The sequence below is a fragment of the Alphaproteobacteria bacterium genome, assembly GCA_033344895.1.
In the GTDB taxonomy this organism is placed as follows: domain Bacteria; phylum Pseudomonadota; class Alphaproteobacteria; order UBA8366; family Aestuariispiraceae; genus Pacificispira.
This window is the reverse complement of the sequence record JAWPMN010000001.1, coordinates 3,761,181-3,787,539: the sequence shown is the minus strand read 5'-3', so window position 1 is coordinate 3,787,539 and position 26,359 is coordinate 3,761,181. Positions and strand designations below refer to the sequence as shown.

The 26,359-nt window shown below is 61.2% G+C and carries 27 protein-coding genes and 1 tRNA gene; 6 read left to right on the top strand and 22 right to left on the bottom strand.

The genetic code is table 11. The annotated features are described in order from the left end of the window. The first annotated feature begins 51 nt into the window (after positions 1-51). A complete protein-coding gene (locus tag R8L07_18120) occupies positions 52-1,065 on the top strand; it encodes an Ldh family oxidoreductase (protein ID MDW3207455.1) in 1,014 nt (337 codons plus the stop codon). Here R8L07_18120 and R8L07_18115 read toward each other — a convergent pair. Next, on the bottom strand, positions 1,062-1,655 hold the full coding sequence (locus R8L07_18115) for a PAS domain-containing protein (protein ID MDW3207454.1): 594 nt from the start codon (positions 1,653-1,655) through the stop codon (positions 1,062-1,064). The two genes, R8L07_18120 and R8L07_18115, sit on opposite strands and share 4 nt — an antisense overlap. A gap of 64 nt (positions 1,656-1,719) precedes the next feature. Here R8L07_18115 and R8L07_18110 point away from each other — a divergent pair, with 64 nt between their 5' ends. Continuing rightward, complete coding sequence (locus tag R8L07_18110) at positions 1,720-2,970, top strand: Zn-dependent hydrolase (GenBank protein ID MDW3207453.1); 1,251 nt, start codon at positions 1,720-1,722, stop codon at positions 2,968-2,970. 45 nt (positions 2,971-3,015) lie between these two features. Further along, positions 3,016-4,245, top strand: coding sequence for an alpha/beta hydrolase (locus R8L07_18105; protein MDW3207452.1), 1,230 nt, complete (start codon positions 3,016-3,018; stop codon positions 4,243-4,245). On the opposite strand, the gene R8L07_18100 is transcribed toward R8L07_18105, so the two are convergent. The 21 genes from R8L07_18100 to R8L07_18000 form a co-directional block, all read right to left on the bottom strand. Continuing rightward, positions 4,233-4,790, bottom strand: a complete 558-nt coding sequence (locus R8L07_18100; protein ID MDW3207451.1) for a DNA-3-methyladenine glycosylase I — start codon at positions 4,788-4,790, stop codon at positions 4,233-4,235. The two genes, R8L07_18105 and R8L07_18100, sit on opposite strands and share 13 nt — an antisense overlap. A gap of 91 nt (positions 4,791-4,881) precedes the next feature. Continuing rightward, positions 4,882-5,118 (bottom strand): DUF1467 family protein, encoded by a 237-nt coding sequence (locus tag R8L07_18095; GenBank protein MDW3207450.1) that lies wholly within the window; start codon positions 5,116-5,118, stop codon positions 4,882-4,884. Between the two features lie 5 nt (positions 5,119-5,123). After that, positions 5,124-5,528: a methylmalonyl-CoA epimerase gene (gene mce, locus R8L07_18090; protein ID MDW3207449.1), complete on the bottom strand. Its 405-nt coding sequence runs from the start codon at positions 5,526-5,528 to the stop codon at positions 5,124-5,126. A 24-nt stretch (positions 5,529-5,552) separates the two neighbouring features. Continuing rightward, positions 5,553-7,223, bottom strand: coding sequence for a ribonuclease J (locus tag R8L07_18085; protein ID MDW3207448.1), 1,671 nt, complete (start codon positions 7,221-7,223; stop codon positions 5,553-5,555). Beyond that, a complete protein-coding gene (locus R8L07_18080) occupies positions 7,220-7,996 on the bottom strand; it encodes a type III pantothenate kinase (GenBank protein MDW3207447.1) in 777 nt (258 codons plus the stop codon). Before R8L07_18080 ends, R8L07_18085 begins: the two co-directional genes overlap by 4 nt. Before the next feature lie 12 nt (positions 7,997-8,008). Continuing rightward, positions 8,009-8,734, bottom strand: coding sequence for a biotin--[acetyl-CoA-carboxylase] ligase (locus R8L07_18075; protein ID MDW3207446.1), 726 nt, complete (start codon positions 8,732-8,734; stop codon positions 8,009-8,011). Further along, entirely contained in the window at positions 8,731-10,182 is a 1,452-nt protein-coding gene (gene nuoN, locus R8L07_18070; GenBank protein ID MDW3207445.1) for an NADH-quinone oxidoreductase subunit NuoN, read from the bottom strand. Before nuoN ends, R8L07_18075 begins: the two co-directional genes overlap by 4 nt. Positions 10,183-10,203: 21 nt before the next feature. Then, on the bottom strand, positions 10,204-11,724 hold the full coding sequence (locus tag R8L07_18065) for an NADH-quinone oxidoreductase subunit M (GenBank protein MDW3207444.1): 1,521 nt from the start codon (positions 11,722-11,724) through the stop codon (positions 10,204-10,206). Between the two features lie 34 nt (positions 11,725-11,758). Then, positions 11,759-13,756, bottom strand: coding sequence for an NADH-quinone oxidoreductase subunit L (nuoL, locus tag R8L07_18060; protein ID MDW3207443.1), 1,998 nt, complete (start codon positions 13,754-13,756; stop codon positions 11,759-11,761). A gap of 10 nt (positions 13,757-13,766) precedes the next feature. Continuing rightward, positions 13,767-14,075, bottom strand: a complete 309-nt coding sequence (gene nuoK, locus R8L07_18055) for an NADH-quinone oxidoreductase subunit NuoK (protein MDW3207442.1) — start codon at positions 14,073-14,075, stop codon at positions 13,767-13,769. Between the two features lie 14 nt (positions 14,076-14,089). Continuing rightward, positions 14,090-14,698, bottom strand: coding sequence for an NADH-quinone oxidoreductase subunit J (locus R8L07_18050; protein MDW3207441.1), 609 nt, complete (start codon positions 14,696-14,698; stop codon positions 14,090-14,092). Positions 14,699-14,727: 29 nt separating this feature from the next. Further along, a complete protein-coding gene (gene nuoI / locus R8L07_18045; protein ID MDW3207440.1) occupies positions 14,728-15,216 on the bottom strand; it encodes an NADH-quinone oxidoreductase subunit NuoI in 489 nt (162 codons plus the stop codon). 19 nt (positions 15,217-15,235) lie between these two features. Continuing rightward, entirely contained in the window at positions 15,236-16,282 is a 1,047-nt protein-coding gene (gene nuoH / locus R8L07_18040; GenBank protein ID MDW3207439.1) for an NADH-quinone oxidoreductase subunit NuoH, read from the bottom strand. Next, on the bottom strand, positions 16,275-18,356 hold the full coding sequence (gene nuoG / locus R8L07_18035) for an NADH-quinone oxidoreductase subunit NuoG (protein ID MDW3207438.1): 2,082 nt from the start codon (positions 18,354-18,356) through the stop codon (positions 16,275-16,277). The genes nuoH and nuoG overlap by 8 nt, the downstream gene beginning before the upstream one ends. 19 nt (positions 18,357-18,375) lie before the next feature. Beyond that, entirely contained in the window at positions 18,376-19,689 is a 1,314-nt protein-coding gene (gene nuoF / locus R8L07_18030; protein MDW3207437.1) for an NADH-quinone oxidoreductase subunit NuoF, read from the bottom strand. An 18-nt stretch (positions 19,690-19,707) separates the two neighbouring features. Continuing rightward, the gene (gene nuoE, locus R8L07_18025; GenBank protein MDW3207436.1) at positions 19,708-20,313 is read right to left on the bottom strand and encodes an NADH-quinone oxidoreductase subunit NuoE; all 606 of its coding nucleotides are present in this window, start codon (positions 20,311-20,313) and stop codon (positions 19,708-19,710) included. Between the two features lie 33 nt (positions 20,314-20,346). Continuing rightward, positions 20,347-21,555 carry an NADH-quinone oxidoreductase subunit D gene (locus R8L07_18020; protein MDW3207435.1) on the bottom strand — a complete coding sequence of 403 codons (1,209 nt, stop codon included), beginning with the start codon at positions 21,553-21,555 and terminating at the stop codon, positions 20,347-20,349. Next, entirely contained in the window at positions 21,552-22,184 is a 633-nt protein-coding gene (locus tag R8L07_18015) for an NADH-quinone oxidoreductase subunit C (protein MDW3207434.1), read from the bottom strand. Before R8L07_18015 ends, R8L07_18020 begins: the two co-directional genes overlap by 4 nt. A 28-nt stretch (positions 22,185-22,212) precedes the next feature. After that, positions 22,213-22,710: an NADH-quinone oxidoreductase subunit B family protein gene (locus R8L07_18010; protein MDW3207433.1), complete on the bottom strand. Its 498-nt coding sequence runs from the start codon at positions 22,708-22,710 to the stop codon at positions 22,213-22,215. Positions 22,711-22,748: 38 nt separating this feature from the next. Further along, positions 22,749-23,114: an NADH-quinone oxidoreductase subunit A gene (locus R8L07_18005; GenBank protein ID MDW3207432.1), complete on the bottom strand. Its 366-nt coding sequence runs from the start codon at positions 23,112-23,114 to the stop codon at positions 22,749-22,751. A 318-nt stretch (positions 23,115-23,432) separates the two neighbouring features. Beyond that, positions 23,433-23,509: transfer RNA gene (locus R8L07_18000), tRNA-Asp, on the bottom strand. A 272-nt stretch (positions 23,510-23,781) separates the two neighbouring features. On the opposite strand from R8L07_18000, the gene R8L07_17995 reads away from it, so the two are divergent. The 3 genes from R8L07_17995 to R8L07_17985 all read left to right on the top strand — a co-directional run bounded on the left by R8L07_17995 (position 23,782) and on the right by R8L07_17985 (position 26,349). Continuing rightward, a complete protein-coding gene (locus R8L07_17995) occupies positions 23,782-25,347 on the top strand; it encodes a tryptophan halogenase family protein (GenBank protein ID MDW3207431.1) in 1,566 nt (521 codons plus the stop codon). A 241-nt stretch (positions 25,348-25,588) separates the two neighbouring features. Then, on the top strand, positions 25,589-26,140 hold the full coding sequence (locus R8L07_17990; protein MDW3207430.1) for a DUF2975 domain-containing protein: 552 nt from the start codon (positions 25,589-25,591) through the stop codon (positions 26,138-26,140). Then, positions 26,137-26,349 carry a helix-turn-helix transcriptional regulator gene (locus R8L07_17985; protein MDW3207429.1) on the top strand — a complete coding sequence of 71 codons (213 nt, stop codon included), beginning with the start codon at positions 26,137-26,139 and terminating at the stop codon, positions 26,347-26,349. The genes R8L07_17990 and R8L07_17985 overlap by 4 nt, the downstream gene beginning before the upstream one ends. Positions 26,350-26,359 lie beyond the last annotated feature (10 nt).

The window sequence follows — 26,359 nt, the reverse complement described above, 5'->3', positions numbered from 1 at the left end:
GACCGGCCGCTCCCATAGGCTGTCCGCTCTGAGTGTTTCGAAGGAGGCGACATGTCCGAGACCGTCAATCTGAGCCTGTCCGAAGCCCGGGAACTATCCCTTGCCGCCCTTGACGCGCATGGCGCGGACAGCGCCAATGCCGAAGCCGTGACTCAGATCATGCTGCGGGCCGAGCAGGATCGCTGCGCCAGTCACGGCTTGTTCCGCCTGCCGGGCTATTGCGCATCCCTGCGCAGTGGCAAGGTCAATGGATCGGCATCGCCAAAACTGCATGATATTGCCCCGGGGATTCTGCGTGTCGACGGGGACGGCGGGTTCGCGCCGCTTGCCCTCGACACCGGGCTTCCGGCCCTCGCGGAACGGGCGCGCAGCCAGGGTATCGCAGCCCTGGGCCTCGTCGACATTTATCATTTCGCCGCCCTGTGGCCGGAAGTGGAAACCCTTGCCGAGGCCGGTCTGTCCGCCCTGGCCTTCACCCAGGCCTCCCCCATGGTGGCGCCGACCGGCGGGACCCGCCCCTTCTTCGGGACAAATCCGATGGCATTTTCCTGGCCGCGGCCGGGCAAGGATCCCTATGTCTTCGATCAGGCATCCGCCGCGATGGCACGCGGCGATGTCATGATCCACGCCCGGGACGGCAAGAAGGTTCCGATCGGCACCGGCATCGACGCGAACGGCAATCCGACCGAGGACCCCAATGAGGTTCTGAAGGGGGCCCAACTGCCCTTTGGCGGTTACAAGGGGTCCAATATTGCCATGATGATCGAATTGCTGGCTGGTGGGTTGATCGGCTCCGTATTCTCCTTTGAGGCCGGGCGCCAGGACAATCAGGATGGCGGGCCGCCGATCGGTGGAGAGATCATCGTCGCCATGGACCCGTCCCGGTTTGGGGATGCGGAAAACTGGGCTGCCCATTGCGAGCAGCTGTTTGCCGCGGCCACCGCGATGGACGGCGTCCGCCTGCCCGGGCAGCGCCGCCGTCGCGCACGCCTGGAGACCCCGGAATCGGGCATTGAATTGGCAAGATCCCTGTACGAAACAGTCACCGAGCTGGCGGGACGCTAACTGGGCTTGCGCCAGGCGCCGGGAATGTTCCCGACAAGAAAACGTTCCACCGCGCCCGTCGGGCCGGCAAGGGGCAGCACCAGCCGGCGCCACGTCGTGGCCGAAACCTTGGGCGGCGCCGAATGTTCCGTCAGGATCGGCCGCCGGGTGTCGATTGCCACCCGATAACAGGCCAGGAAAAGGGTCGTCACGCTCGCCTGGGTCGGGATATCGCTGGTCCGCTTCCCAACCATGTTACGCCCGAACCGCTCGGCAATTTCCTCTCCGTAGATAAGGTAGCGAAAATCATCCCCTTCCGGCAGAACCTCCAGCAGCATCACGATGCCCAGGGTCGACGTGATGTCGATCGGATCGAGGGCACTATGGTCCGGAAGTCCCTTTATCTGCGGCATGTCGTGCCAATAGCGGAGCAAGGTAACAAGCCGGCTTTCGCGCATGTCGGCCTCAGCTGGATCGAACACGATCAACGGATTGGGGGCGCCCCATGCCTGAAACATGGCGTCCAGGGAGGCCGAGCCTCCGTTTCGGATTTCCGTCGCTACATCCGCAATGGTGGCGGGCAGCAATTCCCTGTTGTTTGCTCCATCCATTCGCGGTTCCATCCAAGGCAATCGGCGAGACTGTTATCGCGATTCTCGCTGTTGGGGAAACGGCATGCCTGAATTCTATAGCACTTTGAGCAACGTCTCCATAAATCCTGACAGATTGTGGCAAAGCCACATGGAAATGGCGAAACACGGTGCGACGCAGAAGGGCGGAGTCAATCGTCAGGCCCTGACCGTGGAAGACGGCGCCGCACGCAACCTCTTTCAGGAATGGTGCGAAGACGCCGGATGCCAGGTCGAGATCGACGCAGCGGGAAACATTTTTGCGCGGCGTCCGGGTCTTGATCCCGATGCCGAAGCCGTCTGCACGGGAAGTCACCTCGATACCCAGCCGACCGGCGGGAGATTCGATGGCGCCTTCGGTGTTCTGGCCGGCCTGGAAGTCGTGCGCTCACTGAATGACGCCGCGATCGAAACCCGACGTCCGATCGATGTGGTGGTCTGGACGAACGAGGAGGGAACGCGTTTCCCCTATGGCGGTTCCGCTGTGTTTGCCGGCCTGATGAAACTGGAAACGGTCTATGACACCGTCGATTCCGCCGGTACTCGCTTCGAGGATGCGTTGACCGCCATCGGCGCGAAGGGAAACCTGCCCTGCGGATTCCGCCGTTTCGACAGCGTGTTCGAGGCTCACATCGAACAGGGACCATTACTGGAGCGACAGAGACTATCCGTCGGCATCGTTACCGGTGCCAGGGGGCAACTTCGGTACGATGTCTCGGTCACCGGGCAGGAGGGGCATGCCGGGACGATGCCGATGGATATGCGACGCGACGCCCTGACCGCCGCGGCCCGGTTGGTGGTAAGGCTGGAAGAGATCGGGCTGAGCCACCTGCCCCAGGGTGTCTGTACCGTCGGCGCCCTGACGGTCGCACCAAACTCCATCAAAACGATACCGGGCCGTGTCCGGTTCTCAATCGATCTGCGGCATCCGACGGCCGCCGGTCTGGCAGCCATGGAAAGCGCCATTTCTGAAGCATTCGCGGCTGAACAGGCCCGTGATCAGGTGATCGTCGAAAGCCGAATACTGGAGCGGGAACCCCCCATCAATTTCGATCCTGACCTAGTCCAGTTGTTGCGGCAATCCGCGGAAAGCTGCGGGATCGCCGCAGCAGATATCTTCTCGATGGCAGGGCATGATTCCTGCTATCTGGCACCGCTCCAGCCGACGGCAATGGTCTTTGTCCCCTGTCGGGACGGTCTGAGCCATAATGAACTGGAATCCGCAACGCCGTCCGACCTGGCCGATGGAACGCGGGTATTGGCAACGGCAATGCTGGCGCGGGCGGGGAGAGTCTGATTCCATCGCGCATCGTTTTATAAGACCTGTGGAAAGGGCGAGTACATGCAGATCGAATGGCGCGGGAAACCGGCACCGGACATATCGGCAGAAACCGGCGTGTCTGTCTGGGCCGAAGGAACTTCCAACGAGACGGATTTAAAGGGTGGGTTCCTCGGTGCCGCGGCGGCTCTTGGGCGCGACCTGGCCTCGAAGGGCGCGGCGCCCGCGCATATCGAACGCCTGACAATTGCGGTTCCGGACACCGAGGCATTCATGGCCGCGCTGACAGACATGGATCTGCTCTATCGCGAGGCGCTGGCCGGCAATTCGGGTCTGGTCGCCCTGATCGAATCGGACGGCGCAATTCGTCTGCAGGCGCAGGCGGTGATTCCCCCCGCATCCGATGAGATTGTCTTTGCCGGATACACCCGCAGCGACCTGAACCGGCAGTACAGCCCTCGTGCAACGGTCCCGGAGGCGCCGGATATCATGGCGCGGTGGCGACGCGAAGGAACAGCCAATCAGGCCAAGAGAAGCGCGGTGCTGAACTATGGCGCCGACGACGCCCGAGCAATCGACATTTTTCTGCCGAGTTCCGGCGGAGAAGATCGTCCGCCGCTGCATGTCTATATTCACGGCGGTTACTGGCAGGCCCTGGACAAGCGGGACAACGGGCAGTTCGGGGCCGGACTGGTCGAAGCCGGAATCGCCGTCGCCGTACTCAACTATCCTCTCTGCCCGCCCGCCACGGTCGGCGGCATTGTCACAGATTGCCGCGACGCGCTCGCCTGCCTCTATCAGGAGGCGGACAAATACGGGTATGATCGAGACTGGATTACCATTTCCGGCCATTCCGCCGGCGGCCATCTGGTCGGCATGCTGGCGGCGACGGATTGGACCTCGGTCCATACGGACCTGCCGCGCGATCTGATCAAGGGAACGGTTGCGATCTCCGGCCTGTTTGAGGTCGAGCCGCTGGTCCATACCGGTCTCAACAAGGCCCTGCGCCTGACTTTGGAACAGGCCCGGGAAATCAGCCCGATCCGGTATCCGGTGGTCTCCCCCGGCCCGATCATCGCGGCGGTCGGCGGCGCGGAAAGCGACGAATTCCGCCGCCAGAGCCGCGACTATGTTGATCATCTGCTTGGTCAGGGTGTCCAGGCCACCTATCTGGAACTGCCCGGACTGAACCATTTCACAGCCGTCGAAGCCATGGCCGACCGGGAAAGTGTTCTTTACACAAAAACTGTGGAACTGGCATCCCGCGCCGAAAGTGGAAGTCAGGTCGCGTAGAACTCCGCGCCTTGCTGCATCCATGGCGGGCTCAGAGCGGCAATCCGACGGTAGGCCGGGCAGTCCTCGCGATGGGCGCCGGGCAGATAGCCGATCGACATCAGAAATTCACCGGTAATCTCCCCACCGGTGAATTTGAACGTCTTCTTGAACAACTTGATCCAGCGATCCTTGGTCAGCGGGTGATGTGTTTCGATCCAGCCCGCGAAACCACCGTGACTGTCGCGCATCTTTTTCAATACGCAGGCATTGTATATGACGGCATTGACCTTCAGACGGTTCCTGACGATGCGCTCGTCTGCCAGAAGCCGCCGCACATCCGCGTCACCATAGGCGGCGACTGTGTCGACATCGAAACCGTCAAAGGCCTGATTCAACCCGTCCCTCTTGCGCAGGATCAGGCCCCAATTCAGCCCGGCCTGCATGATTTCCAGGGTCAGACGCTCGAAAAGGCGCGCTTCATCCCGTTCCGGAACGCCGTACTCGGTATCGTGATAGCCGCCATGGACCGGATCACCGATCGCGAAGTCGCAATACCAACTCATCGTAAGCCTCGCAGTTGTTTCTGCGGCAGACGATAGAACCGGATTCCGCGATCAGAAAGACGGGCCGGACAGGGCTCCTGACAGCCTTGTGTCAGGAAGGAACGATCCGGAACCCGACGATATCCACCAGATACCAATAGACGCCGGTCAGGACGACCGCGGCAAGTCCCGCCCAAAGCACCTTCTTTCCGATCATGTGAATTTTCGGGGCGCCGGGATCGTTCCCCTTCTCCGGATTGTCGTCTCGGCGTACGCCGATCGGCAGGACCATGAAGAAGGCGAGCCAGAAACCGATGACAAATACGACAATGAAGGACGCGATGCTCATGCCGCTCAGACCTGTTCCAGTTCCACCAGGGTGCCGCAAAAATCCTTGGGATGAAGGAACAGCACGGGCTTTCCATGGGCGCCGGTCTTCGGCTCGCCATCACCCAGGACGCGGGCGCCCTCCGCCTTCAGCCTGTCACGCGCGGCAATGATGTCATCCACTTCGTAGCAGACGTGATGCATGCCTCCGGACGGGTTCTTTTCCAGGAATTTGGCAATCGGGGATTCGTCGCCGAAGGGATGCAGCAACTCGATCTTCGTATTGGGAAGATTGACGAAAACCGTCGTAACCCCGTGCTCCGGAAGGGTGTGGGGTTCGGAAACGTCACCGCCCAGCGTATCACGGTACACCGCGCTGGCCGCCTCAAGATCCGGTACGACGATCGCAACGTGGTTGAGCTTGCCAATCATTTCCCGCTCCTTGTTCAACCTACTCTAAACACGCAACAAATGGACATCGACCTGGGGACGGCGACGGGTCATCTGCTGCAATCGACGCCGCACGGCAACCCGCACCGCCTCAATCACCGCGCCATCGTCCTGACGCTGCTTGCGCCCCAGGGATTCGACAGTGTCTTCGGCTATATCCAGCAATTCGTCCCATTCCGGCCCGTCGGAATCGAGCAAGCCGGAAACAGAGATCTGGGCCTCGTCCGCGAGTTTTCCAGACTTGTCCAACGCAATCGAGACAACGGCGGCCCCGTTATAGGACATGCGGCGACGCTGACGGATCGAGCCGTGGTCCAACGGGATCAGGCGGTCCCCGTCGAGCGCAAGGCGTCCGGCATAGACCTCGTCGACTACATCGACACCATTCGGGGTCACATTCATCAGCATGCCGTTCTTGGACACGATGCCATGAGGCACCTGGCAGCTCTGGGCCAACCGGGCATGGGCAAGCAGGTGGCGGTGCTCACCATGCACCGGGATCGCGACGCGGGGGCGGATCCAACCGTACATATCGGCCAGTTCGTCCCGGTTCGGATGGCCGGATGTGTGAATTTCGGCATCATTGGCCGTGATGATGGTACAGCCTAGTTGCGTCAGCGCGTTCTGCAGCTCGCCGATGGCGACCTCGTTCCCGGGAATTTCGCGGCTGGAGAAGATAACGGTATCGCCCTCCCCCATCTCGATGAAGTTGTGGTCCCCACGGGCGATCCGGGAAAGCGCCGCCCGGGGCTCACCCTGGCTTCCGGTGCAGATCAACAGAACCTTGTTCGGTGGAAGGCGCGATGCCGCCTCATCCGTCAGAAAATTGGGGAGATCCTGAAGATATCCGGTTTCCCGCGCGGCATCATTCATGCGCCACAGGGAGCGCCCGACAAGCGCCGGTTGGCGGCCGCAGGCCAGGGCAGCCTTCGCCGCGCTCTCAAGCCGCGCCACGTTGGACGCGAAGCACGCCACGGCTACGAGCCCGTCGCACCCCTTCACGACTTCCGCCAGGTTCTCCCGGACATCGCCTTCGGAGCCGCTGCGCCCCGGAGACATGGCATTGGTCGAATCGCAGACCATCGCCAGAACGCCTTCCTCCCCGAGCGCCATCAACCGCTTTTCGTCGGCCGAGGGACCGATCTGGGGATCCGGATCCAGCTTCCAGTCGCCGGTATGAAGGATCGCGCCCATGGGCGTGCGGATGACCAGGGCATTCGGTTCCGGGATCGAATGGGTCAGTGTGATCAGTTCCACATTGAAGGGGCCGACATCAAACTGGCCCGACATCGGAACCTCTATGATCTCAACCTTCCCGCCGAAGCTTGCCTCCGCCAGCTTCCGGCGCAGAACGGCCGCCGTGAAAGGCGTCGCATAGACCGGGCATTTGAGGCGCGGCCAGAGATACTGAACCGCACCCAGATGGTCCTCATGGGCGTGGGTCAGAACCAGACCACACAGGTCTTCGATCCGTTCCTCGATGAAGCCGGGGTCGGGCATGATCACATCGATACCCGGCGTGCGTTCGTCGCCGAAGGTAATGCCGCAATCCACCATCAGCCATTTCTCGTCGTGACCGTAGAGATTGAGGTTCATCCCGATCTCGCCGGTTCCGCCGAGCGGCAGAAACAGGAACTCTTCCGCGCCAGGTGTATCGGTTTCGCGAAACCCGATCATTGGTTACCCCGGTTCTTGCGATAAATCCCGATCAGGCCGCGGATCGTCAGCGCCCGGTCCGTATGCTGAATGACGGCCGTCTTTTCCGCGAACAGGTCCGCGAGACCGCCGGTGGCAACAACTTTCATATCATCTCCGTATTCCAGTCGGATTCGGTCGACCATGCCTTCGATCATGCTGACATAGCCCCAGAAAATGCCGGACTGCATTGCATGCTGCGTCGACTTGCCGATGACCGTGCGGGACGGCGCGATCTCCACGAGCGGCAGCTTGGCGGAAGCCATGTAAAGGGCCTCCAGCGAAAGGTTGATCCCGGGCGCGATCACACCGCCCCGATAGTTTCCATCCCCGTCCACGACGTCGAAGGTCGTCGCCGTGCCGAAATCGATACAGATCAGCGGACCGCCATAGGTCTCATGCGCTTCACGCGCATTGACCAGCCGGTCCGCCCCGGCCTGCTCCGGACGGTCGATCAGAACCTCAATGCCCAGTTCGACGCCCTCTTCGCCGATCACCACCGGCTCGCCGTCGAAATAGCGTCGGCACAGACTGATCAGATTGAATTCGGTTTCCGGCACGACACTGCCGATCACGGTGCCGGTAATGTCGTTGTAATCCAGCCCGTTCAGCTTCATGAGCTCGCTCAGCCAGACGATATATTCGTCCGCCGTGCGCTTCGGATCATTGGCGCAGCGGAATGCCTTAACGAAGTCGACACCGTCGAAGATGCCGAACACGACATTCGTATTCCCGGAATCGATGGCTAGAAGCATGGTTCCAATCCTTCAGTCGAAGAACACATCGCCGGCCGCAATCGCATGCCGTTCATTTCCGTCGGTCCGGACGATCAGCCGCCCCTCGCTGTCCAGCGATTCAAAGACGCCATCGATCTGTCGTTCCCGGAGGCGCACACGGATCGGCTCACCAACACCCTTGGCATGATCCATCCAGGCCCGATGCAGTGCGGGCGCCCCCTGCTTATGCCAAATCCCGCGCCAGCGGTCGATTCCCGACGCAAGGCTGCGGCAAAGCGCGTCCAGGTCCGTCGGGAGGTCTTCAGCCGACAGGCTGGTGGCGCGATAGGGTGTATCGGTCGGAAAATGGGCGACATTGACGCCGATCCCGATCAGGATCCACGGCGCGGTGTTCTCGCCGCCGGCTTCCAGTAGGATTCCCGCCGTCTTCTTGTCCCGGATCAGAACATCATTCGGCCATTTCAAACGAACACCGTCATCCGGGATCGACTCCGCGACTGCCAGAGCCGCCGCAAAACTCAACTGGGCGCACTGGGAAAGCGGCCGCGCCTCGCGCAGGATGACCGTCAGATAGAGATTGCCGGCCTCCGACACCCAGGGACGCCCATACCGTCCGCGACCACCGCTCTGCACGTCGGCACGCACGAGCGTACGGTCGCCGGCGCCGGATTCCGCCATGTCGCGGGCGGCATCCATCGTCGATCCAAGACTGTCGAAGCGATGCTCCGTCCAGCCCGCTGGCAGGGACGAAATCACCCCGGGAAAAGGACCGATGCCGCGTGCGCCGCGTAGTCGGCGATGGGCTGAGGCGCCAGAACAAAGACCAGAACCGCGATGGAGCTGACCAGCAGGATCGCCTTCATGGAACGGCCTTCGATCGGGTCGAGCGTTTCCTCGCTCTCATCGAAATACATGACCTTGATGATGCGCAGGTAGTAGAACGCGCTGATCACACTGGTCAGGGCACCGATCACGGCCAGATAGATCAGGCCGGCCTCGATCGCTGCGGCAAAGACGAAGAATTTGCCGAAGAACCCGGCCAGCGGGGGAATACCCGCCATGGAGAACATGAACAGCATCAGCGCAAAGGCCATACCCGGTCGGGTCTTGGACAGGCCGGCAAGGTCGGAGATGTTCTCAACCATCCGGTCCTTGACCTTCATCGACAGAATGCAGGCGAAGGTACCGACATTCATGACGAGGTAGATCGCCATATACAGCATGACCCCGCCTGCCCCGGCTTCGGAGCCGGCCGCCAGCCCCATCAGGGCATAGCCGACGTGACCGATGGAGGAATAGGCCATCAGGCGCTTGATGTTGGTCTGGGCAATCGCGGCCAACGCACCGAGGATCATCGACGCGACCGAGATCAGCCAGATGATCTGGCGCCACTCGTCGATCAACTCCCCGAACGGGCCAAGCATCACGCGTAGGATCAGCGCCATGGCCGCAATCTTCGGCGCGACCGCAAAGAAGGCTGTTACCGGGGTCGGCGCGCCTTCGTAAACGTCCGGCGTCCACATATGGAACGGAACCGCGGAAATCTTGAAGGCGAGACCGGCGGACAGGAAAACCAGACCGACAATCAGTCCGGTCGGAGCCTGGTCGACAGCGGACATCTGGCGGGCCAGATCGTCGAAGCCGGTGGTGCCGGCGAACCCGTAGATCAGGGAGCAGCCGTAGAGCAGCAGGCCGGAGCTGAGCGCGCCGAGCACGAAATACTTCAGGCCGGCCTCCGTAGAGCGCAGCTGGTCGCGTTGGAAGGCCGCGACGACATAAAGTGACAGGCTCTGCAGTTCCAGACCGATATACAGCGAAATCAGATCGTTCGCCGAGATCATCATCAGCATGCCGAGCGTGGCGAAGCACAACAGCACCGGATACTCGAACCGGCCCATGCCTTCCCGTCGGATGTAGCCGTCGCTCATCACCAGGGCCAGCAGTGCCGCAATCACGACCAGAAGCTTCATGAAGAAGCCAAAACTGTCGACCACGAACAGGTCGCCAAGCGCCAGTCGGTAGTCGCTGCCGACAACGGCGATCAAGACGCCGACCCCTACCAGCGTTACGACCGCCAGGAAGGAAACGCGCCCGAGCGCCGCCTTGGCCGGCGAGAACACGCCGACCATCATCAGGGCCATGACCGCGCAAGCCAGGACGATTTCCGGAAGCGCGGGGGCGAGCATGGAGGTTTCGAACATCATAGGGGTCGGCCCCTCTCTTCCTTATTGGCTGTCGGCCAGCGCGGCGGCGCTGTCGCGTGCCGCGGCAATAGCCGCATCGTAGTTCTGAACCAGATTGATTACGGACGCTTCGATCGGATCGAGGAAGGTCGATGGATAAACGCCCATCCAGATCGTCAGGATGATGAGCGGCGCGAAGATCGCAATCTCCCGCGGGCTCATATCCAACATGGCCTTCACGTCATCCTTCGTCAGTTCCCCGAAGACGACCCTCCGATAGAGGAACAGCATGTAGGCCGCACCGAGGATCATCCCTGTCGCAAGGAACGCCGCAACCCAGGTGTTATGCTCGAACGCTCCATAGAGGATCAGGAACTCACCGACGAACCCACTGGTCCCCGGCAGCCCCACGGACGCCATGGTGAACAGCATGAAGACAAGCGCATAGCGCGGCATGTTGGTCGCCAGACCGCCGTAGCGCGCAATCTCACGGGTATGCAGGCGGTCATATACCACGCCAACGCAGAGGAAGAGCGCGCCGGACACCAGGCCGTGGCTCAGCATCTGAAGGATGGACCCCGCAATCGCGGTCTCGTTGACCGAGAAGATGGCCGCCGTGACGAAGCCCATATGGGCGATCGACGAATAGGCGATCAGCTTCTTCATGTCTTCCTGCACCAGGGCGACCAGTGAGGTATAGACCACCGCGACACAGGACAGCGCAAAGACGATCCAGGCGAAATCAGCCGACGCCAGTGGCATCATCGGGATGGAGAAGCGCAGGAAGCCGTAGCCGCCCATCTTCAACAGCACCCCGGCCAGGATGACGGACCCGGCGGTTGGTGCCTCGACATGCGCGTCGGGCAGCCAGGTGTGAACCGGCCACATCGGGACCTTGACCGCGAAGCTGGCAAAGAAGGCGAGCCAGATCAGCTTCTGCATGTCCTCGGGGAACTGCGTCGTCATCAGGGTCGGAATATCGGTCGTGCCGCCAGCGAAGTAGTACATCGCGATCAGCGCCACCAGCATCAGGATAGAGCCGAGCAGCGTATACAGGAAGAACTTGAACGCGGCATAAATCCGGCGGGCGCCGCCCCAGACACCGATGATCAGGAACATCGGCAGCAGTACACCTTCGAAGAAGATGTAGAACAGCAGCATGTCGAGTGCGCAGAACATGCCGACCATCATGGTTTCGAGAACCAGGAAGGCGACCATGTATTCCCGCACACGGGTCTTGATGGCGTTCCAGCTGGCCAGAATGCAGATCGGCGTGAGCAGGGTCGACAGCAGGACGAACCAGACGGAAATTCCGTCGACGCCCAGATGATACGATATGCCGACAGAGGGCAGCCATTCCTCGCGCTCGACCAGTTGGAATTCCGCGCTCGAGCCATCGAAATTGGCCAGAATCAGCAACGACAGGAAGAACACGACCAATGAGGTGAACAAGGCACCCCAGCGGGCATTGCGTGCGACTTCCTCCTCATTGTCGCTGCGGATCACCATCAGGAACAGCGCCCCGACCAGCGGCAGGAAGGTCGTCAGACTCAGAAGAGGCATAGTGGTTTGCGACATTGTCCCTACGGGTCCCTTCTTAGCCTGCCAGGAGGTAGAAGCCGATCAGGACGACAACGCCGATCAGCATGGCAAACGCATAGTGATACAGATATCCGCTCTGCAGCAGGCTGACGCGCCCTGCCGCCAGATTGGTGGTCTTCGCGACTCCATCCGGTCCCAGACCGTCGATGACCGTACCGTCGCCCCGTTTCCAGAACAGGCGGCCGATGGCGAAGGACGGGCGAACGAACAGGAAGTCGTAGAGCTCGTCGAAGTACCATTTGTTGAACGAGAACTGGTAGAACGGTCCCCAGAACTGTCCGATCGCACGCCCCTTATCCAGGCCGCGACGATAGACATGGATGGCCCCCAGGATCCCGATGATCCCAACGACCAGCGGGGTCCACTTCACCCAGAGCGGCACATGATGCGCGTTCTCGAGTGCGGCATGCTGTTCCAGGATCAGGATCGAGTCGCCCCAGAATGCCTGCCAGTTGTCACCGGTGAAGTACGGATAGAACACAGCGCCCGCGAAGACCGCACCGATGGCCAGCACATACAGCGGCACCAGCATGACATTCGGGGATTCATGGACATGCGCCATCACCTTCTCATCCGCGCGCGGCGGCGTGTGGAAGGTCATCCACAGCAGACGCCAGGAATAGAATGCGGTCATGATGGCCGCAGCCACGCCCATCCAGAAGGCAAACATGCCGATCCCGGTATGCGCGCCATAGGCCGATTCCAGAATGATGTCCTTCGAGAAGAAGCCGGCAAAGCCGATATACGTGCCGGGGATACCGATCCCGCCAAGGGCGAGAGAGCCGATCCACATCAGCACGCAGGTCTTCCAGATCGGCTTCGCAAGCCCACCCATCTTGCGCATGTCCTGTTCGTCGGAGACGGCGTGAATCACCGCACCGGCGCCAAGGAACAGCAGGGCCTTGAAGAAAGCATGCGTGAACAGGTGGAACATGGCCGCGGGATAGGCCGAGACGCCAGCCGCGAAGAACATGTAGCCGAGCTGCGAACAGGTCGAATAGGCAATGACACGCTTGATGTCGTTCTGCGTCAGGCCGACCGTCGCCGCGAAGAAGGCGGTACTTGCCCCGACGAAGGTCACGACCAACAACGCCGTTTCCGAGAATTCGAACATCGGCGAAAGGCGGCAGACCATGAAGACACCGGCGGTCACCATGGTCGCGGCATGGATCAGCGCGGAGACCGGAGTCGGACCTTCCATCGCGTCCGGCAACCAGGTGTGCAGGCCCAGCTGCGCCGACTTGCCCATGGCCCCCATGAACAGCAGCAGGCAAAGACAGGTAATCGCTTCACCGGGCGTGAAGCTCATCCACAGGAAGGTGAAGACCGCCCCTTCGGCTTCGCTGGCGGCAATGCCAGGAATGGCGGCGAAGATATCGTCGAAGGCAAGCGCGCCGGTCATCACGAAGGTGCCGAAGATGCCGAGCGCAAAGCCGAAATCACCGACACGGTTCACGACGAACGCCTTGATCGCCGCCGCATTCGCCGACGGCTTCTTGTACCAGAACCCGATCAGCAGATAGGACGCCAGACCGACGCCTTCCCAACCGAAGAACATCTGGACCAGATTGTCGGCGGTCACCAGCATCAGCATCATGAAGGTGAACAGGCTCAGATAGGCCTGGAACCGCGGAATACCCGGATCGTGATGCATGTATCCAATGGAATAGATATGCACCAGCGACGACACCGTGGTCACGACCACCAGCATCACGGCGGTCAGCGTGTCGATGCGCAGTGACCAGTCGAAGGCGAAATCACCGACGACAACCCACCGCAGCAGCTCGATCTTGTAGCCTTCCATCGCCTGGCCGCCGGCAAAGAGGCCGCCGACCTGTATGAAGGTGATCCAGGACAGAATCGCCGCCACGACCAGCAGGCCGGATGAGACCCATTGCGCGAAGACGTCGCCTTTATGGCCGCCGATGGCGCGCCCGCCGAATCCGGCGATCAGCGCCCCGATCAGCGGAAGGAATACGATCAGTGCTTCCATGGCTCTGTCTCTAGCCCTTCATATTGCTGACGTCGTCGACCGCGATGGAGGCGCGGTTGCGATAGAACACGACAAGGATGGCCAGACCGATGGCGGCCTCCGCCGCAGCCACGGTCAGGACGAACATGGCGAAGATCTGGCCAGTCAGATCCTGCAGATAGGCTGAGAATGCGACCAGATTGATGTTCACCGCCAGCAGCATCAGTTCCACCGACATCAGGATGACGATGACATTGCGGCGGTTCAGGAAGATGCCGAACAGACCCAGCGTGAACAGGATCGCCGCAACGGTCAGGTAGTGTTCGAGACCGATGATCATTTCGCGCCCTCCCTTTACACGCCGCTGCCGGTTGGCACTTTGACCACGGAAACCTCGTCCTTCGAGGACCGGTTTACCTGGTCGGCGATGATCTGTTTCTTGACGCCGGGTCGACTGCGCAGCGTGAGCACGATCGCACCCAGCATGGCGACCAGCAGAATCATGCCCGCGCCCTGGAACAGATAGACATAGTCGGTGTAGATCACCTGGCCGATGGCGCGGGTATTGTGAACGTCACCCGCCACCGGGCTGAGCGCGACATTCGCGATCTCCGGGCCAAGGGTCCAGGATGTCGCCGCGAGCCCCAGCTCGAGGAACAGGATGCCGCCCAGCGTCGCGCCGATATAGACGTATTTCTTCACGCCCTTGCGCAGTTCGACGAAATTCACGTCCAGCATCATGACGACGAACAGGAACAGAACCGCGACCGCGCCGACATAGACCACGACGAGGATCATCGCCAGGAACTCCGCGCCGATCAGGACGAAGAGCCCCGCCGCGTTGAAGAAGGCGAGGATCAGATAGAGCACCGAATGCACCGGATTGCGCGACGTGATGACCATCACCCCGCACGCCACGGTGATCGCGGCGAAGATGTAGAACATGAACCCGGCGAATGCCATTGGTTCCCCCCTCGTAGTGTCGCCCGGCCTTACCGGTAGGGCGCGTCCAATTCAAGGTTGGAAGCGATTTCCGCCTCCCAACGCTCACCGTTCGCGAGGAGCTTGTCCTTGTTGTAGAACAGCTCTTCGCGGGTTTCGGTCGCGAATTCGAAATTCGGCCCCTCGACGATGGCATCGACCGGACAGGCCTCCTGGCAGTAGCCGCAGTAGATGCATTTTGTCATGTCGATGTCGTAGCGCGTCGTCCGACGGGACCCGTCGGCCCGCGGCTCGGCCTCGATGGTGATGGCCTGTGCCGGGCACACGGCTTCACACAGCTTGCAGGCGATGCAGCGCTCTTCCCCGTTGGGATAGCGACGCAGTGCATGCTCGCCGCGGAAGCGCGGGCTCAACGGTCCCTTTTCGTAGGGATAGTTGATCGTGTGCTTCGGCTTGAACATGGCCTTGAAGGTCAGGGCCATGCCGCTGAGCAGTTCGCTCAGCAGGAAGGCTTTCGCGGTCCGGTCGAGGCTAGTCATATCGAAGCTCTCCTCTGTCTCAATTGGCCGCGGTGGGCAGCAGGTCGAATGCGACCAGGAAACCGGCGGTCGCGACCACCCAGAACAGTGACAGCGGCAGGAAGACCTTCCAGCCCAGGCGCATCAGCTGGTCGTAGCGGTAGCGCGGGAAGGTGGCGCGAACCCAAAGGAAGATGAACAGCACGAAGCAGATCTTCAGCGCGAACCAGATCGGGCCCGGCACCCAGGTGAAGGGCGCGATGTCCAGCGGCGGCAGCCAGCCGCCCAGGAACAGCACCGTGGTCATGCCGCTCATCAGGATCATGTTGGCGTACTCACCCAAGAAGAACAGGGCGAAGGCCATGGCGGAGTATTCGACGTTATAGCCGGACACCAGTTCCGCCTCCGCCTCCGGCAGATCGAACGGCGCCCGGTTCGTTTCGGCCAGGGCCGAGATCACGAAGACGACGAACATCGGCAGCAACGGCAGGAAGTACCAGTTCCAGAAACCGCCGCCGGCCTGCGCCAGGACGATATCGCTGAGGTTCAAGGAACCGACGCAGATCAGCACGGTTACGATGACGAAGCCGATGGAGACCTCATAAGACACCATCTGCGCGGCGGAGCGCAGGGCCCCGAGGAAGGCGTATTTCGAATTGGAGGCCCAGCCCGCGATGATGATGCCGTAGACGCCCAGCGACGAAATCGCGAACAGATACAGTACCCCGACATTGATGTCGGCCAGCACCCAGCCCTCGTCGAACGGGATGACCGCCCAGGCAATCAGCGCCAGGATGAAGGTCAGCATCGGCGCGATCAGGAACAGAACCGGGTTCGATCCCGACGGGATGACGGTTTCCTTCAGCATCAGCTTCAGGCCGTCCGCCAGCGGCTGCAGCAGACCGAACGGGCCGACGACATTCGGCCCCTTGCGCAATTGCATCCAGCCGATGACCTTGCGCTCCGCCAGCGTCAGATAGGCCACGGCGATCAGGATCGGGACCATGATCGCAACGATCAGCAACACCGTCAGGAGGGTCGGCCAGACGTAGCCGCTCCACCAAATGCCGTCGAACAACTCAGCCATTGGTGCCGGTCCCCTTTTCCTGGCGGTCCAGCACGAAGACCTGCGTGCATTCCGCCATCGTCTCGGACGCCCGCGAGATCGGGTCCGTCATGTAGAAGTTTTCGATCGGCGACTGGAACGGTGCGGAATCCATTGCACCGGCCTCACCGAAATCCGCCCAGGTGGCCGCCTCGGCATCGTCGATCCGGGCCAGATGCGGGAACTCCGCGCGCATCGACTGACGCAGACCGTCGAAATCGATCCAGGGCAACGGTTTACCCAGCGTTTCCGAAAGTGCCCGAAGAATGGCCCAATCGTCCTTCGCGTCGCCCGGCGGGAAGTTGGCACGCCGCGCCAGCTGTACCCGACCCTCGGTATTCACGAAGGTGGCATTCTTTTCCGTGTAGGCCGCGCCCGGCAGGATGATATCCGCTGCATGGGCGCCCGCATCGCCATGGTGCCCCTGGTAGACGACGACGGCGCCGCTGTCCTTCAGGCCGGTCAGATCCATTTCATCGACGCCCAGCAGATATACCAGCTTGATCGACCCGGCCTTGGCACCGGCGACGATTCCGGCGGCATCCGCCCCGCCCTCTTCCGGCGTGAAGCCAAGATCCAACGCACCAACCCGGCCGGCGGCCGTGTGAAGGACATTGAAGCCGTTCCAGCCATCCTTGATCAGACCGCACATGTCCGCGATCTTCTTCGCAGCAGCCAGAACCGCCGCGCCGTCTTCGCGCGCCACCGCCCCAGGGCCGACAATCAGCATCGGGCGTTCCGCCTTCTTCAGAACATCGGCGAAGGGGTGCTTCCCATCCGCCAGTTCCTTCAGCGTTTCCGGTCCGGCGCCCAGGTGGTCCACATCGTAGGTTGTCTGAACCGCGGGCCCGACCGATGCGACCTTCAGATCGCCATGCAGCCACCGTTTGCGGATCCGCGCATTGATGATCGGAGCTTCCCACCGCAGGTTCGCGCCGACGACCAGCAATGCGTCAGCTTCATCGATCCCGGCAATGGTGGTGTTGAACAGGTACCCGGCACGCACGCCGCTATCCAGCTTGGCACCGTCCTGACGACAGTCGGTATTGGGCGATCCCAGGGCCGTCATCAGCTTCTTCAGGGAATAAACGCTCTCCACGCAGGCCTGGTCGCCCGAAATCGCCGCGATCTCCGCGCCTTTCAGGCCGGATGCCGCCTTGGCGATCGCCGTCATGGCGTCCTGCCAGGAGGCCGCTTTCAGCTTGCCGTCTTCGCCGCGCACATAGGGGCGGTCCAGGCGCTGACGGCGCAGGCCGTCACAGGCATAACGCGACTTGTCGGAAATCCATTCCTCGTTCACGTCCTCATTCAGACGCGGCAGCACGCGCATGACCTCGTTGCCCCGCGTGTCGATGCGGATGTTGGAGCCGACGGCGTCCATCACATCGATGCTTTCGGTCTTCTTCAATTCCCAGGGGCGTGCTTCGAACGCATAGGGCTTGGACGTCAGGGCGCCGACCGGGCACAGGTCGATCACGTTGGCAGACAACTCGCTGTCCACCGCCTTCTCAAGGCTGGAAATCTCGGCATTTTCACCGCGGTTCAGCAGGCCGATTTCCTCGACGCCGGCGACTTCCGCGACGAAGCGGACACAGCGCGTGCAGTGAATGCAGCGGGTCATGATCGTGTTGATCAGCGGTCCCATATACTTGTCTTTGACCGCGCGCTTGTTCTCGTCATAGCGCGAACCGCTGCGGCCATAGGCCATGGCCTGGTCCTGCAGGTCGCATTCGCCGCCCTGGTCGCAGATCGGGCAATCCAGCGGATGGTTGATCAGCAGGAATTCCATGACGCCGTTACGCGCCTTATGGACCATCTCCGTATCGGTGAAGATTTCCTGGTTCGGCGCGACCGGCAAAGCACAGGACGCCGCCGGCTTCGGCGGGCCGGGCTTCACTTCGACCAGGCACATGCGGCAGTTGCCCGCGATGGAGAGCCGCTCGTGATAGCAGAAGCGCGGCACTTCCACGCCGGCCTGCTCGCACGCTTGCAGGACCGTCATGCCCTGCTCGACCTCGTGCTCTTCGCCGTTAATCTTGACCGTTATCGTCGCCATGGTCAGCGCCCCGTCCTACTTATTCAGCCGCCGCCGCGCCTGGCATGGCCACGCGCGTGCGGTTCTTGATGCGGTCTTCGATCTCGTCGCGGAAGTGACGGACCAGGCCCTGGATCGGCCAGGCCGCCGCGTCGCCGAGAGCGCAGATCGTGTGCCCTTCGACCTGTTTGGTGACTTCCAGCAGTGTGTCGATCTCTTCGATCTCCGCCTCACCACGCACCAGTCGCTCCATGACGCGCCACATCCAGCCGGTGCCTTCGCGGCAGGGCGTGCACTGGCCGCAGCTTTCATGTTTGTAGAAGTAGCTCAGCCGGGCGATCGCCTTGATGACGTCGGTGGACTGATCCATCACGATCACCGCCGCCGTGCCCAGGCCGGATTTCACTTCCTTCAACGCGTCGAAATCCATCAGAACATCGTCGCAGATATCCTTCGGGATCAACGGCACGGACGAACCGCCCGGAATGACTGCCTTCAGGTTATCCCAGCCACCGCGCACGCCGCCGCAATGCCGTTCCAGCAATTCCTTCAGCGGGATCGACATGGCTTCTTCGACGTTACAGGGCTTCTCCACGTGCCCGGAGACGCAGAACAGCTTGGTCCCGGAATTGTTCTCCCGTCCGAAGCCAAGGAACCATTCCGCGCCACGGCGCAGGATCTCGCCGGTCACCGCGATGCTTTCGACATTGTTCACGGTGGTCGGGCAGCCATACAGACCGGCCATGGCCGGGAATGGCGGCTTCAGGCGCGGCTGACCCTTCTTGCCTTCCAGGCTCTCCAGCAGCGCGGTTTCCTCGCCGCAGATATAGGCCCCGGCGCCATGATGCATGTAGATGTCGAAATCGTAGCCCGAACCACAGGCGTTCTTGCCGACCAGACCGGCCTCATAGGCCTCAGCGATCGCCTGTTCCATCACACGGTATTCCAGGCGGTATTCGCCGCGGATGTAGATGTAGCAGACATGCGCGCCCATACCGACAGAGGCCAGAAGGCAGCCCTCAATGAAGGTATGCGGATCGTTGCGCATGATTTCCCGGTCCTTACAGGTACCGGGCTCGGACTCATCCGCGTTGACGACCAGATAGGACGGCTTCTCCGGATTGGCCGGCGGCATGAAGGACCATTTCAGGCCGGTGGGGAAGCCCGCACCGCCTCGCCCGCGCAGACCGGACGCCTTGACGATCTCGCAAATCTTCTCCCGGCCGAGTTCGACCAGGGACTTCGTGTCCTTCCAGGCGCCGCGTCTTTTCGCCGATTCCAGGTTCCACGGGTGGTACCCGTAGAGATTCTGGAAGACGCGATCCTCGTCCTTGAGCGGAGACCAATCCGGCATGGTTTCAGCCCCCTTCCGTCAGTTCTTGACCTGCGGCGCCGGGCCGGACTGCAGCGTCTGCGGCCCACCTTCCGGTTCCGAGCACATCCGACCATTCTGCGGCCCCGGGGTCACGGCCTCGCCCTTGGCGAGCCGATCGATCAGGTCCGACATGATGTCCGGTGTCAGGTCTTCGTAATAGTCGTCGTTGATCTGGACCATCGGCGCGTTGCAGCACGCCCCGAGGCATTCCACTTCAGTCAGCGTGAACTTGCGGTCCTGCGTCGTCTGGCCGGCATGGATGCCCAACTTGGATTCGATGGCGGCGCGAATGTCCTCGGCGCCGCGCAGCATGCAGGGCGTCGTACCGCACAGCTGGATGTGAAACTCGCCGACCGGCTCCAGATTGATCTGCGTGAAGAAGCTGGCAACCTCCATGACGCGGATATACGGCATGTCCAACATGTCGGAGATTTTCCGCATGGCCGCCTCGGTCACGTAATGGCCGTTGGCATGGTTCTGCTCCTGCGCCTCGAACAGCAGCGCCAGAACAGCCGACTGCTGACGGCCTTCCGGATATTTCGCGATCGCCCGCTCCGCTTCGGAGAGGTGCTTGCCGGTAAATTCGAAGTTCTCAGCCGTCATCTCGTAACCGCTTCCCTTGGTCGAACCGCCGCCTTAGCGGTCGATCTCGCCGAACACGACATCGAAACCGCCCAGAATGGCGACCGAGTCGGCCAGCATGTGTCCCTTGCAGACATGATCCATCGCCTGAAGATGCGCGAAGCCCGGCGCGCGGATCTTGCAGCGATAGGGTTTGTTGGATCCGTCGGAAACCAGATACACGCCGAACTCGCCCTTTGGCGCCTCAACGGCCGTATAGGTCTCCCCTTCCGGAACGTGGAACCCTTCCGTATAGAGTTTGAAATGATGGATCAGCGCTTCCATCGACTGCTTCATGTCGCCCCGGCGCGGCGGCGCGACTTTGCTATCGGTCGACAGGACCGGCCCGGCCGGCATTTCGGCCAGGCACTGCTTGATGATCTTCAGCGACTGACGCATTTCCTCGACGCGGACCAGATAGCGGCTGTAGCAATCGCCGTTCTTTCCGATCGGGATGTCGAAATCCATCTTGTCGTAAACGTCATAGGGCTGCGACTTGCGCAGGTCCCACGGAATGCCTGAGCCGCGAATCACCGGGCCGCTCATGCCCCATGCCATGGCTTCTTCCGGCGTGATGATGCCGATATCGACCGAGCGTTGTTTGAATATCCGGTTCTCGGTCAGCAGGCTTTCCATGTCGTCGATGAACTTCGGAAAGCCGTCGGCCCATTCCTCGATCTTCGCCGCCATGTCGGCCGGCATGTCCTGATGGACACCACCGACGCGATAGAAGGCCGCGTGCAGACGGGCACCGCAGACACCTTCGTAAAATTCCATCAGCTTTTCGCGTTCTTCAAACGCCCAGAGCATCGGGGTCATCGCGCCGACATCCATGGCATAGGCCGGCACGTTCAGAAGGTGGTTCAGAATGCGGCTGATCTCGTCGAAGAGGACGCGCATATATTGACCGCGAATCGGCGGCTCAATTCCCAGCAGCTTCTCGGTCGCCAGAACAAAAGCGTGCTCCTGCGCCATCGGCGCAACGTAATCGAGGCGATCGAAATACGGAATAGCCTGCAGGTAGGTCTTGTACTCGATCAGCTTCTCGGTGCCTCGGTGCAGCAGACCGATATGCGGATCAAGGCGCTCGACGACCTCGCCGTCCATTTCCATGACCATGCGCAGCACGCCATGGGCCGCAGGGTGCTGCGGACCGAAATTCATGGTCAGCGTCTTGATCGTCGGATCCTGGCTGGTTCCGCTGTAGGATTCAGCGACGCTCATGCCTTGTCCCCTTCCTGCTGGCCTTCGGCCTTCTCGTCGCCCGGCAGAGTCGGCGTCATGCCTTCCCACGGGCTCATGAAGTCGAAGCTACGGAATTCCTGGGTGAGCCGGACCGGCTCATACACCACGCGGCGCTGCTCGTCGTCGTAGCGGACCTCGACATAGCCCGTCAGCGGGAAGTCCCGGCGCTGCGGATGGCCGTCAAAGCCATAATCCGTCAGGATTCGGCGCAGGTCGGGATGGTCGGAGAAGAACACGCCGTACATGTCCCAGACTTCACGCTCGAACCAGTTCGCCGCCGGCCAGATCTTGACGACCGACGGAACCGCCGTGTCCTCATCCGCATTGACTTTCACGCGACAACGCAGATTATGCTTGAAACTCATAAGGTTATAGACAACCTCGAAACGCTTTTCGCGATCCGGATAATCCACCCCGCAGATATCCGACACCTGTTGAAACAGGCACTGGGCATCGTCGCGCAGGAACTTGCAGAGCTTCAGAAGATTCTGCGGACCGACCGTCACCACAAGCTGGCCGTTGATCAGCTCGTGACCGTCGATCTCATCGCCGAACTTCGCGGCGATGTATGCTCCCAGATCCCTCAAGGCTTCCAGATTGGCATTCATGTGACTGTCCCTGCCCCTCTTGCCGCGATCAGCGGGCGATCGTTCCGGTGCGGCGAATCTTCTTCTGCAGCTGCAGCACACCATAGACCAGCGCTTCGGCGGTCGGCGGGCAGCCCGGCACATAGATATCGACCGGGACGACTCGGTCGCAGCCACGCACGACGGAATAGCTGTAGTGATAGTACCCGCCGCCATTGGCGCAGGACCCCATGGAGATAACCCAGCGGGGCTCCGCCATCTGGTCGTATACCTTGCGTAGCGCGGGCGCCATCTTGTTGGTCAACGTACCGGCAACGATCATGACGTCCGACTGGCGCGGGCTGGCCCGCACGACGACACCGAAGCGGTCCAGATCATAACGCGGCATGTAGGCGTGGATCATTTCCACCGCGCAGCAGGCCAGGCCGAAGGTCATCGGCCACATCGAACCGGTGCGGGCCCAGTTGACCAGCTTGTCCATATTGGCAACGATGAAGCCCTTGTCCTGCAGCTCGTCGGTAACGGCGCCGATCGCCCGGTTCTGCATTTCACCCGGCGGAAGGACGGCACCCTGTTGTGTGGTGGTTACTCCCATTCCAGAGCCCCTTTGCGCCATTCGTAGATGAAGCCGATGGTCAGAATTCCCAGAAAGATCACCATCGACCAGAAACCGAACAACCCGATGTCGCCCAAGGCCACCGCCCAGGGAAACAGGAAGGCGACTTCAAGATCGAAAATGATGAAGAGAAGCGTGACCAGATAGAAACGAACGTCGAAGCGGGACCGCGCGTCGTCAAACGCCTCGAACCCGCATTCATATGCCGAGAGCTTTTCGGAATCCGGCGCCTGCCGAGCAATGATCATGCTGGCGGCGATCATCAGGACCGCGATACCGATCGCGATGCCAAGGAACACCAGGATCGGAAAGTATTCGCTCAGAAGCTCTTCCATCACGGTCCCCGTATCGAAACGTGGGCTTCCGGCCGCCTGTACCGCGAGTCCGGATCGCCCGGTAATTCCCTGACGCGAAAGCCCTTCTGCCCGATACGGACCTGGCCCCCGGCGCCCGTTTTCTTGTCCGCGCCATGTTGCACGGACGGCCCCCCCGGTCAAGGCACCCGCGACCGCATAGCACGCATTCGCGGGGTTCCGGTACGGACACTATACTGGCTGGATATTGCAACATAAAGGGCGCATACGACATCGAATGCCGCAGCGCAGCATCCGCTGCCTGCGCATTCGATCGTGTCGACTTCTTTTGGGAAGAAGTGGCGGGAGTGACGGGGCTCGAACCCGCGACCTCCGGCGTGACAGGCCGGCACTCTAACCAGCTGAGCTACACCCCCGCGTTTGGGCCCGCAGCGCTCACTTCGTCTGCGGTGAGCGGGGTGATATTGCACCCAAACCACAGTGTCAAGCAGCCAACGCACCCCTTGTTACGATTTTTCTACCCCCGCCGGTGACATCCGCGGTTTTCCGCGAAACTTGTTTGCGCCCCCCACCGACCAATGCCGTTTGACGACCTATTAAACTGACGTTACGGATTGAAGACAGACGGGGCGCTGCGTGGAACGCAAGCTTGTGGGGGTACAAGAGCGCTGAAGTCAAAGGGGGAAATATGCGTATACTCGTCGTCGGCGGCGGGTCGGCCGGATGGATCACGGCCGTCTACCTTGACCGATATCTGAATGGTACCGGGCCTAAAGAGGCCCTGATCGGTGTTGTGGAATCGTCCCGGATCGGCCGGATCGGCGTCGGTGAGGCGACAATTCCGACAATGAAGCGGACCTTGTCCAACATGGGAATTCCCGAGAAGGAATTCCTGAAACACGCGGACGCGACCTTCAAGCAGGCGATTCGGTTCGATGACTGGCTCAGGCCCGGTCATCGATATTATCACCCGTTCGACCGCTTGACGGCCTTGAAATACGATCGCGTCGGCCTGCGCTATCTGGCCAGTGATCGCAGCGTTTCCTTCGCCGACAGCGTCACCCCGCAAACAGGCATGTGCGAAGACATGTTGTCGCCAAAGCGTCTGGATGACGGGGACTATGAGGGCCAGATGCCCTACGCCTATCATATGGATGCGGAAAAATTCGCGGTCTATCTGGGCGAACTGGGCCGGTCTCGGGGCATTCATCATCTCGTCGATGACGTGACCGATGTGGAAACGAAGGAAAACGGCGATGTGGCCGCCGTCAAAACCGCCGGCGGGAAGCGGCTGGAAGCGGATCTGTTCATCGACTGCTCCGGCTTTGCCCGCCTGCTGATCGGCAAGACACTTGGTGTCCCCTATCAGGAGTTCGGCCAGTATCTGCTTTGCGACCGCGCCGTGGCGATGCAGGTGCCCTATGACATCAAGAAGCCAGAGCCAACCGTACGTCCCTTCACGACCGCCAGGGCCCTCACTTCCGGATGGGTCTGGGATATCGGACTGCAGAACCGCCGCGGCACAGGCTACGTCTATTCAAGCCAGTTCATATCGGACGACGAGGCCGAATCGGAACTGCGGGCACATGAAGGACCCCATTCCGACCAGATTTCGGCACGCCGCCTGAAATTCACCACCGGGCGCGTCGAACAAGCCTGGAAGAACAATGTCGTCGCAATCGGACTGTCGGCCGGGTTCCTGGAACCCCTCGAATCGACCGGCCTGTTCTTCGTCGAAGAAGGCGTCGACTACCTGTGCGAACTCTTCCCGCGCCTCGGGTCGATGGAGCACTCCCGGGCGATCTATAACGAGCGCATGCGCGATCGCTATACGGAATGCCTGGATTTCATCAACCTGCACTACATCCTGAACCAGCGGGACGATACACCCTTCTGGAAGGAAGTCCGCAAGCGCGAGCATACGACCGACAGCCTTGCCGCTCTGCTCGAACGCTGGGCCGAGAAACCACCCAGCCGTCTGGACTTCACGGACCAGCAACAGCTGTTCTCGCACATCAATTTCGAGTTCATTCTCTATGGCATGGAATGGGCGCCACCGGGATTGCGCACGCCGCCACCGTCGGCACGTCCCTGCGACACGCAACTGATGGACCGAATCGATCGTAGCGCCCGTAACGGCCTGAAAAAGCACACTGACTTCATCACGGCCTATCTCGATCCAAAACGCGGCAAACGCGGCAAGTCGGGGAAGATCCCCAACAGGGTTCCATCCCCGTCGTCGTCACGCTGGTAGGAAACTGAGACGGGGCGGTACGACGAGATCGTATCGCCCCGGTTTCCGTCGGGGCGACCTCCCTTTCCAATCAATGATGCACCGGGTGTCGTAGACCGTCCCGCGCCCGCATGCGTCTCAAACACTGAGCGAATCGCTGACGACCCTGTCGTGCTGCGAATATCTCCCCGCAGACAATTGTAATTGACAGATCGACAATTCTTTAATGTTTTATTTTAAGTTTTTCACAAATGAGATGATCATGAGACAAATGCCCCCTCCCCTTCGGACAACATGCCGGCTGCTCTCCGCTCTCTGCCTGATCGGCATTCCGACGATCCTCCTGCTGCCGGCCGTCGTCTGGATCTCTCCAACTGCTGTTGTCGCCTTGTTCGACGCTTTGCCCCCGGAACTGCCGTCTGACCTGGAGGCTTTAGGAGCCGTTCCGACCCTCAACCGGATAGGATCCTATCTGGCCCTCGCGGTTCCTGCTGCGGTCCTGTGCGCCGGTCTGTGGCGATTGCGGACCATGTTCCGGTGTTTCGGCCGCGGCGAGGTATTCAGTGAAGCACCGATTTCCAGTCTGCGTTTCTTCGCAGTGACCCTGCTGCTTCACACAATACTGCAACCGATTGCCGGCGCCGCCGCATCGGTGTTCGCAACGTATCACCTGGGACCGGGCCAAAGAGCCCTGACCATTTCAATCGGGTCCGGCGAGCTGATCTCGCTCGCATTGAGCGGCCTGCTTCTTGTCCTGAGCTGGGTTCTGCTGGAGGCCGTTCGGATCGACAAGGAAAACCGGGAGTTCATATGACATCCGGCATCGTGGTTCGCCTGGATGTCGTCCTGGCGCAAAGGAAAATGAAATCCCGCGAGCTCGCTGCGCGAATCGGCATCAGTGAGCAAAATCTGTCGCTGCTCAAGTCCGGTAAGGTGAAAGGCGTACGGTTCGAAACACTGGCCGCAATCTGCCGGGAGTTGAACTGCCAGCCAGGCGACCTCCTGGACTACATCGAGGAGTAACCACCGGGCC